Source organism: Caballeronia sp. NCF2 (genome assembly GCF_023631205.1).
GTDB lineage: Bacteria > Pseudomonadota > Gammaproteobacteria > Burkholderiales > Burkholderiaceae > Caballeronia > Caballeronia zhejiangensis.
Map to the genome: position 1 here is coordinate 63,774 of NZ_JALQDN010000017.1, position 8,230 is coordinate 72,003.

Genomic DNA, 8,230 nt, shown 5'->3' on the forward strand with positions numbered 1-8,230 from the left:
TGAAAACGGCGCCTTCGGGGCGCCGTTTTCATTCAGGCGAACGCCTTGGCGAGCGCGGCTTCGAGATCCGCGCGCAAATCCGCTTCCGCTTCCAGCCCGACGTAGAAACGCACCAGCACGCCTTCGTGCGGCCATTGCGACGCGGTGCGCATCGAGCGGATGTTGTACGGCATCGCGAGGCTGTGCGCGCCGCCCCAGCTCCAGCCGATCGAGAACAGATCGAGCGCTTCGACGAACGCATCGACTTGCGCGCTCGTGTAGCGGCCATCGAAGACGATCGAAAACAGCCCGCCCGCACCGCCCTTGAAGTCGCGCGCAAAGAACGCGTGGCCGGGACAATCCTCCAGCGCCGGATGCAGGACCGCCTTCACTTCGGGCCGCGTCTTGAGCCACTGGGCGAGCGCGTACGCGGTGCGGTCGTGCGCTTCGTAGCGCACTTTCATCGACGGCAGGCTGCGCAGCACGAGCGACGCATCGTCCGCCGACACGCCGATGCCCATACGCATCCGCGCGCGTTTGAGCTTCTTGTGCAGTTCCTCATCGCGCGTGATGGTCGCGCCCATCAGGATGTCGCTGCCGCCCGACTGATATTTCGTCAACGCCTGCACGGAAATGTCGACGCCATGCTCGAACGGCTTGAACGCGAGGCCCGCGGAAAACGTGTTGTCGATCGCCGTGACGATGCCCTTCGCGCGCGCGACGGCGACGATCGCCGGCACGTCCTGCACTTCCATCGTCACCGAGCCGGGCGCTTCGAGCCAGATCAGCTTCGTGTTCGGACGGATCGAATCGGCGATGCCCGCGCCGGTCATCGGATCGTAATAGGTCACTTCCAGCCCGAAATCGGCGGCGAGCCAGTCGGCGTGATCGCGATTCGGACCGTAGGCGTTGTCGGGCACGAGAACGTGATCGCCCGCTTTCACGAGACCGAAGTAGATGTTGGAGATCGCGGCGAGCCCCGACGGCTGCAGCAGCGCGAATTCGCCGCCCTCGATCGCGGCGAGACGCTGCGCGAGCGCGATGGTCGTCGGCGTGCCGTGCAGGCCGTAGCGCCACTTCGAATCGTCGCTCCAGACGAGCGAGCGCATCGAGGCGAGATCGGGAAACACGACCGTCGATGCGCGCGCGACCGGCACCGAGAACGACTCGAAGCCGGGCGTGATGCGGTCTTCAGGCTGAACGATGCGGGTTTGCAGATCGCGGTCCTTGCTGCTGGAATCAGTCATGGCTTTGCAATACGGAATGAAAAGAGACCGCCGCCGGAACGCCCGGCGGGGTGAAGACAGAGCGAATCATTCGCCGATGATGACGTTGCTCGTGCCGCCCACGGCATTCTTGGGCGGCGCGGGCGGCGCAGGTTCCAGCGACGGCGCGGGCGGCGCCTTCGCGGTGCCCGTCGCGGGCAAGGTCTTGCCGGCCGCGGCGGGCCGCAGATCGAACGGCTGCGGGTTCGAATCGTCCGGGTTCATGCGCTCGCCGGACACGCTGCCGTCCGCCGCGAACTTGCCGACCCAGTTGCCCGTGATGTGCGTGCCGTCGTTCGATTCCTCGATTTCGAGCGTGTCGCCGTCGCGGTCGCCCGCGACGAGAATCACGTTCGGGCTGCCGGCGAACCGGTACTCGCCGTGCACGCCGGAGGGCTCGTCGGTTTTCGCGCCGAGTTTCATCTCGATCTGCTTGTCGCCGAGCGTGCCGACGTAGCGCGGAAACTTCGCGTACTCCGGATTCGGCGTGAGCGGCTTCAGCGGCGGCAGGGCGAGTTCCTTGATCGCGGCTTGCGCGCCGTGCGCGTCGGCACCCGCTGGCTCGCGTGCGTTCTGTGCCTGCACGCCGGTCTGGCCCGCCGGCATCGGCGAATTGCACGCGGCAAGCGCGGCGAAGATCGTCAAGGCCGCGACCGTCCGCGGCCCTTTCATGCTTGGCATCATCCGTGAGTCCTTCAAATGCGCTCGAAGATCGCCGCGATGCCCTGGCCGCCGCCGATGCACATCGTCACGAGCGCGTAACGCCCGCCGATGCGCTGCAGTTCGTACAACGCCTTCACGGTGATGAGCGCGCCGGTCGCGCCGATCGGATGCCCGAGCGAAATGCCCGAGCCGTTCGGATTGACCTTCGCGGGATCGAGCTTCAGTGCCTGCGATACGGCGCACGCCTGCGCGGCGAACGCCTCGTTTGCTTCGATGACGTCGAGATCGTCGACGGAGAGGCCCGCGCGCTCCAGCACCTTCTGCGTCGCGGGAACCGGGCCGATGCCCATGATCTTCGGATCGACGCCCGCGTGCGCGTACGCGACGAGCCGCGCGAGCGGTTTCGCGCCGCGCTTTTCCGCAAGCGAGCGTTCCATCAGCACGACGGCCGCGGCCGCATCGTTGATGCCCGACGCGTTGCCCGCCGTCACCGTGCCGTTTTCCTTCGCAAAAACCGGCTTGAGCTTCGCGAAGTCTTCGGCGGTGGCGTTCAGGCGAACGTGCTCGTCGCGGTCGAACACGGTGTCGCCTTTCTTCGAAGCGAGCGTGATCGGCAGAATCTGATCCTTGAAATAGCCGGCTTCGATCGCTTTCGCCGCGCGCCGGTGCGATTCGAGCGCGAGCGCGTCCTGCATCTCGCGCGTGATGCCGAACTTCGCCGCGACGTTCTCGGCCGTCACGCCCATGTGGATCTTGTCGAACGGGTCGTTCAGCGCGCCGACCATCATGTCGACGATGCGCGTGTCGCCCATGCGCTGGCCGAAGCGCGCGGCGGGCATGATGTACGCCGCGCGGCTCATGCTTTCCGCGCCGCCGCCGATGGCGACATCGGCATCGCCGAGCAGAATGGACTGCGACGCCGACACGATCGCCTGCAAGCCCGAGCCGCACAAACGGTTCACCGTGAGCGCGGGCGCATGCTGCGTGACGCCGCCGTCGAGCGCCGCGACGCGCGCGAGATACATGTCGCGCGGCTCCGTATGCACGACGTTGCCGAACACGACGTGACCGACTTCATCGCCCGCGACGTTCGCGCGGGACAGCGCTTCGCGCACGACGCGCGCACCGAGATCGGTCGGGCTGAAGTCCTTCAGCGAACCGCCGAAATCGCCGATCGCCGTGCGCACGCCGCTTACCACCACCACTTCACGTTGCATGTTGTCGTCTCCTTCGTTTGAGGTTCGGCTATTCTGCCAGCGCGCGCTCGACCTCGTCCTTTCGCGGGATCGGCGCCACTGCGCCAAAACCTTGTGTCGACAAAGCCGCGGCGACGTTCGCGTAGCGCGCCGCGGCGAAAGGATCGTCGCCTGCAACGATGCGCGCGATGAACGCCCCGCCGAAGCAGTCGCCCGCCCCGGTCGCATCGACCGCCTGCACGACGCGGCCCGGCACCACGCGCCGCTCGTCCGGCGTCGCGATATACGCGCCTTCCTTGCCGAGCTTCAGCGCGACGACCTTCGGACCGAGTTTCAGCAGCGCATCGACGATCGCGTCTTTGTCTTCGTGGCCGGTAAGCAGCGTGACGTCGTCCCAGCTCGGCAGGCAGATGTCGGTTGCGCGGATCGCTTCGAGCATGACCGCGCGGGCGCGCGCGAGCGGCCACAGCTTCAGGCGCAGGTTCGTGTCGAAGCTGACCTTGACGCCGTGCGTGCGCGCATGGTCGATCGCGGCGAGCGCGGCATCGCAGGCGGCCACGCTGATCGCGAGACTGATGCCCGACAGATGCACGACCTTCGCGGCGGCGATCGCATCGAGCGGCAAGTGCGACGGCGCGTAGCGGCTCGCCGCCGAACCCGCGCGCAGATAGTCGAAGCGATGCCCGCTCTCGCCGTGCGACACGAAATAGACGCCCGTGGGCGCATCGTGATCGACGCGCACCGTCGACGTATCGACGTTTTCCGCGCGCCACAGATCGAGCAGCAATTGCCCGAAGTGATCGTTGCCGACCGCGGACACGAAGCCCGTCGCCGCGCCCTGGCGCGATGCCGCGATCAGGAAGTTGGAGACGTCGCCGCCGAAGCCTTGCAGATAGTTCGGCTGATCGCGCGTCGACTGATTGAACTCGATCATGGCCTCGCCGAGCGCGAGGACGTGCGGCATCCCTGGCATGGCTTTAGACCTCGCCCCAGAGATCGTGGCCATCGGCGCCGGTGATCTTCACCGACACGAAGTCGCCGGCCTTGTAGCGCTTCGATGCCTTCGTCGTCGGCGCGATGTACACGACGCCGTCGATTTCCGGCGCGTCCGCCGCCGTGCGGCCGATGCCGCCTTCCGCGCCCACTTCATCGACGAGCACTTTGAGCGTCTTGCCGACCTTCTTCTTCATGCGCTTCGCGGACAGTTCTTCCGCGAGTTCCATGAAGCGCGCGCGGCGATCCTCGCGCACTTCGTCGGGCAACGCGCCGTCGAGTTCGTTCGCCGTTGCGCCTTCGACCGGCGAATACGCGAAGCAGCCGACGCGATCCAGATCCGCTTCCTTCAGGAAATCCAGCAGCGTCTGAAACTGCTCTTCCGTCTCGCCCGGAAAGCCCGCGATGAACGTGCTGCGAATCGTCAGATCGGGACAGATTTCGCGCCATGTCTTCACGCGCTCGAGCACCTTTTCCGCGTTCGCCGGGCGCTTCATGCGCTTCAGCACTTCGGGATGCGCGTGCTGGAACGGCACGTCGAGATACGGCAGAACGTGGCCGCGCAGCGGGCCTTCGGCCATCATCGGGATGACTTCGTCGACGCTCGGATACGGATACACGTAATGCAGGCGCACCCACGCGCCGTACTGCGCGGCGAGTTCGCCGAGCGCGCCGACGAGCTCGGTCATGCGCGTCTTGAGCGGCTTGCCGTTCCAGAAACCCGTGCGGTATTTCACGTCGACGCCGTACGCGCTCGTGTCCTGCGAAATCACGAGCAGTTCCTTCACGCCGGACTTGAACAGATTTTCGGCTTCCAGCATGACTTCGGCGACGGGGCGCGAGACGAGATCGCCGCGCATCGACGGGATGATGCAGAACGTGCAGCGATGGTTGCAGCCTTCCGAAATCTTCAGGTAAGCGTAGTGGCGCGGCGTCAGCTTGATGCCGGCGGGCGGCACGAGATCGGTGAACGGATCGTGCGGTTTCGGCAGATGCGTATGCACCGCGTTCATGACTTCGTTGGTCGCGTGCGGACCGGTGACGGCCAGCACTTTCGGATGCACTTCCTCGATGAGGCCCGAACCGCTCGCGCTCTTTTTCGCGCCGAGACAGCCGGTCACGATGACCTTGCCGTTCTCGCTCAACGCCTCGCCGATGGCGTCGAGGCTTTCCTGCACGGCTTCGTCGATGAAGCCGCAGGTGTTGACGACGACGAGGTCCGCGCCGTCATAGGTGCCGGAGATTTCGTAACCTTCGGCGCGCAACTGCGTCATGATCTGCTCGGAATCGACGAGCGCCTTCGGGCAGCCGAGCGACACCATGCCGATTTTCGGCGCGGGCTTCGTCCTGGCGAGTGAATCGATTGAATCGATTGAATCTAAAGAATTTTTCACGGGAAGAGTGTCTTGTGGGAACGCAAGAGGCCAATCCACTATTTTACATCGGCGAGCCGCCGACACGGCTCGGCCCCCTTTTCCTTTGTCTCATTCCGATTGAAGCTGGCGCGCAGCAAACTCGAGCGAATCCGCAGCTTCCCGCGTCTCTCATTGCTTCGAATCACACATCGGTTTCATGCTCGACTACTCAGCGCTGCGCCATTTCAATCCGCTCTTCGTCACGCCCTGCTACTCGGGCCAAGTGACGTCCGGCTACGCCACCAGCATGCTCACGCTCACCAACGAGCTCTGGCGCCTCGGCGTGCGAGGCTCGATGCGCATCTGCGCCGGCGAAAGTCTCGTCACGCGCGCGCAATGAAGCCGTCGCGCATTTTCTGATGCATACGGAGCACACGCATCTCTTCTGGATCGATGCCGATATCGGCTTCACACCGGAGCAGGTGCTGCGTCTGCTGCTCGCGGGTCGCGATGTCGTCGCCGGCGTGTATCCGCTCAAGCGCATCGACTGGACGGGCGAGATTCCCGCCGGGCTCACGCAAGCGCAGTTTCTCGAACGCGCGTTGCGCTATCCGGTGAATTCGCATGACGGCGCGCGCCTCGAAGTGGACGACGGACGGCTTCATGAAAGTGGACGAGGCGCCGACGGGCTTCATGTGCATACGCCGCGCGGTGCTCGAAACGATGATCGCGCGCATGCCCGAGTTGCGCTACGAGCCCGACGCGCCGCCGGATTCGCCGTTGCACGGCTACTGCCATCGCTTCTTCGACGTGGTGGTCGAGCCGGAAACCGGGCGCTATCTTTCCGAGGACTACGCGTTTTGCCGCCGCTGGCGCGATTCTGGCGGAAAGGTGTACGTGGATGCACGCTCGACACTGGAGCACCACGCCGCCTATACGTATCGCGGCGATTTCGGCGCGGCGCTGGCGTACGATTCGACGAGAGCCGTGGCGGGCAATGAACGGACGGCGCGCGAGCGCTCACGCCGAGGCGCGCAAGCCTCGACGCCCGCACGCGCCCTCGAACCGGACTACTTCTTTTCCGTCGACGAAGGCGTGGGCGTCGGGAACGGAAACGTGTTGAACATCGACTTCGCCTGCGACTGCATCTGCTCCTGCATCTGCACGAACATGTTTTTCGACTGCTCGATGTAGCTCGTCATCATGCCCTGCATCATCGGCGCCTGCATGTTCATGAACTGCGACCAGACTTCGGGGTTGAGCGCGTTGCCGTCGTAGATGCCCTTGCTCTGCTCGGTCAGCTTCTGCTGGATGTCGATGAACGCCTGGATGTTCTTCTCCAGATACGTGCCCATCATGCCCTGCATCGCGTGGCCGTAGAAACGGATGATCTGCGAGAGCATCACCGACGAGAACATCGGCAGGCCGCCGCTCTCTTCTTCCAGAATGATCTGCAGAAGGATGCTGCGCGTGAGGTCGTCGTTGGACTTCGCGTCGAGCACCTTGAAATCTTCCTGATCGAGCACGAGCTGTTTTACATCCGACAACGTGATGTAGGTGCTCGTTTCCGTGTCGTACAGCCGACGGTTTGGATACTTTTTGATGAGTCGTTCGGCGGGTTTCTTTGTAGTAGTAGTGGTGGTCATTTAACGCCTTTAAACGCAAAACTTTACTGCGATGGCAGCAAGCAGGTCTTGCGTTGTCGCAAAAAAGCGCTGCTGCATGTTCGCCGCATCGTTGATAAATCCGGCGAGTGGTGACTTCCCGCGCGCGTTTCGGCGTCGCGGGAAGCCGCCGCCCGTCAGCCCATATGCAAGCCGCCGTTCAGCGAGAAGTCCGCGCCGGTCGCGAAGCCCGATTCTTCGGACGCGAGCCACGCGCAGATCGAGCCGATTTCGTCCGGGGTGCCGAGACGGCGCACCGGAATGGTCGCGACGATCTTCTCCAGCACTTCCGGACGGATCGCCTTCACCATGTCCGTGCCGATATAGCCCGGCGACACGGTGTTGACCGTCACGCCCTTGGTGGCCACTTCCTGCGCGAGCGCCATTGTGAAGCCGTGAATGCCGGCCTTGGCGGTCGAGTAGTTCGTCTGGCCGAACTGGCCTTTCTGCCCGTTCACCGACGAAATGTTGATGATCCGGCCCCATCCGCGCTCGACCATGCCGTCGATGACCTGCTTCGTCACGTTGAAGAGGCTCGTCAGGTTCGTGTCGATGACGGCGGTCCAGTCTTCGTGCGTCATCTTGCGGAACACGACGTCGCGCGTGATGCCCGCGTTGTTCACGAGGACATCGATCTCGCCGACTTCGGCCTTGACCTTGTCGAACGCGTTCTTGGTCGATTCCCAGTCGCCGACGTTGCCTTCCGAGGCGATGAATTCGAAGCCGAGCGCCTTCTGGTCTTCCAGCCATTTCACCCGGCGCGGCGAATTCGGACCGCAGCCCACGACGACCGTAAAGCCATCTTTAAGCAGGCGCTGGCTGATGCTGGTGCCGATGCCGCCCATCCCGCCGGTTACATACGCTATACGCTTCGCCATTCCTCACTCCATTTTCGTTATGCGGACGGCGATCTCCTTGCCGCCCGCTGGCCCTTCCCAATCCCGCCAGTGACTATCTGTGACTTGTTACGGACGTTCCACCGCCAGCGCGACACCCATGCCGCCGCCGATGCACAGCGACGCCAGACCCTTCTTCGCATCGCGCTTCTGCATTTCGTGCAGCAGCGTGACGAGAATCCGGCAGCCCGACGCGCCGATCGGATGACCGATCGCGAT

Annotated in this window: 9 protein-coding genes and 1 pseudogene; 1 reads left to right on the forward strand and 9 read right to left on the reverse strand. The window is 64.2% G+C overall.

Going from position 1 to position 8,230, the window contains the following annotated elements; all coding sequences use genetic code 11:
• Window positions 1-32 precede the first annotated feature (32 nt).
• The 5 genes from NCS02_RS08070 to rimO all read right to left on the reverse strand — a co-directional run bounded on the left by NCS02_RS08070 (window position 33) and on the right by rimO (window position 5,418).
• Window positions 33-1,226, reverse strand: a complete 1,194-nt coding sequence (locus tag NCS02_RS08070) for a cystathionine beta-lyase (RefSeq protein WP_250434799.1) — start codon at window positions 1,224-1,226, stop codon at window positions 33-35.
• Window positions 1,227-1,292: 66 nt separating this feature from the next.
• A complete protein-coding gene (locus tag NCS02_RS08075) occupies window positions 1,293-1,916 on the reverse strand; it encodes a hypothetical protein (RefSeq protein WP_372492607.1) in 624 nt (207 codons plus the stop codon).
• A 23-nt stretch (window positions 1,917-1,939) separates the two neighbouring features.
• Complete coding sequence (gene bktB, locus NCS02_RS08080) at window positions 1,940-3,124, reverse strand: beta-ketothiolase BktB (RefSeq protein ID WP_250519541.1); 1,185 nt, start codon at window positions 3,122-3,124, stop codon at window positions 1,940-1,942.
• A gap of 28 nt (window positions 3,125-3,152) precedes the next feature.
• Window positions 3,153-4,076 (reverse strand): sugar kinase, encoded by a 924-nt coding sequence (locus NCS02_RS08085; protein WP_250519542.1) that lies wholly within the window; start codon window positions 4,074-4,076, stop codon window positions 3,153-3,155.
• Between the two features lie 4 nt (window positions 4,077-4,080).
• Window positions 4,081-5,418: a 30S ribosomal protein S12 methylthiotransferase RimO gene (gene rimO / locus NCS02_RS08090; protein WP_051079027.1), complete on the reverse strand. Its 1,338-nt coding sequence runs from the start codon at window positions 5,416-5,418 to the stop codon at window positions 4,081-4,083.
• Window positions 5,419-5,668: 250 nt separating this feature from the next.
• On the opposite strand from rimO, the gene NCS02_RS08095 reads away from it, so the two are divergent.
• Window positions 5,669-5,851, forward strand: a complete 183-nt coding sequence (locus NCS02_RS08095) for a hypothetical protein (protein WP_250434801.1) — start codon at window positions 5,669-5,671, stop codon at window positions 5,849-5,851.
• Here NCS02_RS08095 and NCS02_RS08100 read toward each other — a convergent pair.
• The 4 genes and pseudogenes from NCS02_RS08100 to NCS02_RS08115 form a co-directional block, all read right to left on the reverse strand.
• Window positions 5,835-6,116: a hypothetical protein gene (locus NCS02_RS08100; RefSeq protein WP_250519543.1), complete on the reverse strand. Its 282-nt coding sequence runs from the start codon at window positions 6,114-6,116 to the stop codon at window positions 5,835-5,837. The genes NCS02_RS08095 and NCS02_RS08100 overlap by 17 nt on opposite strands.
• 405 nt (window positions 6,117-6,521) lie before the next feature.
• Window positions 6,522-7,097, reverse strand: a complete 576-nt coding sequence (gene phaR, locus NCS02_RS08105) for a polyhydroxyalkanoate synthesis repressor PhaR (protein ID WP_033537161.1) — start codon at window positions 7,095-7,097, stop codon at window positions 6,522-6,524.
• Between the two features lie 155 nt (window positions 7,098-7,252).
• Window positions 7,253-7,993 (reverse strand): 3-ketoacyl-ACP reductase, encoded by a 741-nt coding sequence (locus tag NCS02_RS08110; protein WP_008349413.1) that lies wholly within the window; start codon window positions 7,991-7,993, stop codon window positions 7,253-7,255.
• 87 nt (window positions 7,994-8,080) lie between these two features.
• Window positions 8,081-8,230, reverse strand: a pseudogene (locus NCS02_RS08115) (acetyl-CoA C-acetyltransferase); the annotation flags it as partial.

What these genes read in the sequence shown, in the direction of transcription:
- NCS02_RS08070 (WP_250434799.1), bottom strand. Translation starts at nt 1,226, where the DNA reads ATGACTGATTCCAGCAGCAAGGACCGCGATCTGCAAACCCGCATCGTT.
- NCS02_RS08075 (WP_372492607.1), bottom strand. Translation starts at nt 1,916, where the DNA reads ATGAAAGGGCCGCGGACGGTCGCGGCCTTGACGATCTTCGCCGCGCTT.
- bktB (WP_250519541.1), bottom strand. Translation starts at nt 3,124, where the DNA reads ATGCAACGTGAAGTGGTGGTGGTAAGCGGCGTGCGCACGGCGATCGGC.
- NCS02_RS08085 (WP_250519542.1), bottom strand. Translation starts at nt 4,076, where the DNA reads ATGCCAGGGATGCCGCACGTCCTCGCGCTCGGCGAGGCCATGATCGAG.
- rimO (WP_051079027.1), bottom strand. Translation starts at nt 5,418, where the DNA reads ATGGTGTCGCTCGGCTGCCCGAAGGCGCTCGTCGATTCCGAGCAGATC.
- NCS02_RS08095 (WP_250434801.1), top strand. Translation starts at nt 5,669, where the DNA reads ATGCTCGACTACTCAGCGCTGCGCCATTTCAATCCGCTCTTCGTCACG.
- NCS02_RS08100 (WP_250519543.1), bottom strand. Translation starts at nt 6,116, where the DNA reads ATGAAGCCGTCCGTCGTCCACTTCGAGGCGCGCGCCGTCATGCGAATT.
- phaR (WP_033537161.1), bottom strand. Translation starts at nt 7,097, where the DNA reads ATGACCACCACTACTACTACAAAGAAACCCGCCGAACGACTCATCAAA.
- NCS02_RS08110 (WP_008349413.1), bottom strand. Translation starts at nt 7,993, where the DNA reads ATGGCGAAGCGTATAGCGTATGTAACCGGCGGGATGGGCGGCATCGGC.